This is a genomic window from Bradyrhizobium sp. STM 3809, assembly GCF_000239795.1.
In the GTDB taxonomy this organism is placed as follows: Bacteria; Pseudomonadota; Alphaproteobacteria; order Rhizobiales; family Xanthobacteraceae; genus Bradyrhizobium.
The window spans coordinates 1-1,001 of record NZ_CAFJ01000455.1; the positions used below are offsets into that span (position 1 = coordinate 1).

Annotated in this window: 2 protein-coding genes; one reads left to right on the forward strand and one right to left on the reverse strand. The window is 61.9% G+C overall.

Annotated features, from left to right (window positions below):
• On the forward strand, positions 1-190 hold a 190-nt coding region (locus BRAS3809_RS20925), incomplete at its 5' end, for a DUF4864 domain-containing protein (protein WP_035657382.1).
• 15 nt (positions 191-205) lie between these two features.
• Here BRAS3809_RS20925 and BRAS3809_RS20930 read toward each other — a convergent pair.
• The coding region (locus BRAS3809_RS20930) for a TAXI family TRAP transporter solute-binding subunit (protein WP_035657384.1) at positions 206-1,001 on the reverse strand (796 nt) is incomplete at its 5' end.

The following is a 1,001-nucleotide window of genomic DNA, read 5'->3' on the forward strand; positions in this document are numbered from 1 at the left end:
GCCGGTCTATCGCCACCGCAGTTTCGAATTCGGCCCGGCGCAGGCCGAGGATGGCAGCATCGCGCAGCGCGTCCACATCGTCGATGCCGATGGCGAGGCGTGGGAGGCGCTCTATACGCTGCAGACGCAGCCGGACGGCAGCCTCAAGATCACCGGCTGCTCGCTGTTGAAAGCCGGCCAGTCGGTCTGACTGCGGCACGCGGACTCAGCGTGACGGCGTCGGCTCGCCGCCGTGCTGCTGGCGCCATTGCAGGAACTGCCGGAACAGCGCGGCGCGCTCGGCCGGATCGTTCGGCACCTGGCCGCCGGTCTGGCGCACGAAAGTCTCGAACTGCTGCTGCTGGACGTCCGCAACCTGCGGCCGCGGCGTCATGTTGTGCGCGACCAGCCAGTCGTCCGCCGCCTTGAAGCGCTTCCAGCCATTGATGGTGGCAACGATACTCGACTCTTTCCATTTCGGATGTCGCGGCGGCTTCATGAACTCGTCCTGCTTGGCGAAGAACGCCTCGACGAAGCGCGCGACCTTCTTGTACCGTTCCGAATTTTCGGGCCAGTTGAAGGTGACGAGGAGCATCCCGATCGCCACCGTATCGACCTTCTCTCCCGGTCCCAGCAGATTGGGATATTCGTCGCTCGACAAGGTGGTCGGCAGATACAGGTCCTGCAATCTCGGATCATAGGGAACAGAGACCAGATGCAGCGCGCGATCCTCGTTCTTGATGTTGCGGGCGTGCGGGAAGATCTTGCCCGTCGTCGTCATATAGGCATCGGCCTCGCCATCGATCAGCTTCTGGATCGATCTCGTATCGTCGGTCGCGTAGTCGAAGGACGCGTTGATCTTCAAGCGCGAGAAGATGACCTTGGCGGAGTAGTAGCCGACATCGGTCTGCGCGACGATCCGTTTGCCTTGGAGGTCGAAGATCGATTTGATCGACGACCGCGCGATGATATGGACCTCGTTGTGGTAGAGCTTGGCAATGTAGCGAAGCTGCGAGGTGATG